1 protein-coding gene is annotated in these 273 nt (G+C 60.1%); it reads left to right on the top strand.

Annotated elements, in window-relative coordinates; all coding sequences use genetic code 11:
* Positions 1–36 precede the first annotated feature (36 nt).
* Positions 37–273 (top strand): hypothetical protein (locus CVH10_RS20485; protein WP_146143188.1); only part of this gene is annotated, 237 nt, incomplete at its 3' end.

Here is a 273-nt window from a genome sequence, read left to right as displayed (position 1 = left end):
GAATTTCAGGTCGATGCGTCGGGAATTTCACCCGAGATGATGGATGCGATCCAGCCGCCGGTCACCTCGGATCGACTGGTCGGCATTCCCACCGGGCTGTTCGTGGGCGGCTTTCTAGCCAACGTCGCGATGCTCGACATCGACCTCATCGCGGACCAGATGCTCTCCGACACGCGTCAGATCGCTCACTTCCGCTTCGTCGATGACCACGAGGTCCTGGCCTACGATTTCGAGACGCTGCGGGTGTGGATCCAGACCTATATGGGGCTCTTG

This window comes from Halomonas sp. ND22Bw (assembly GCF_003011945.1).
Lineage (GTDB): Bacteria > Pseudomonadota > Gammaproteobacteria > Pseudomonadales > Halomonadaceae > Halomonas > Halomonas halophila.
Note: the sequence above shows the minus strand (reverse complement) of the source record. Positions and strands in the feature narration are given on the sequence as shown.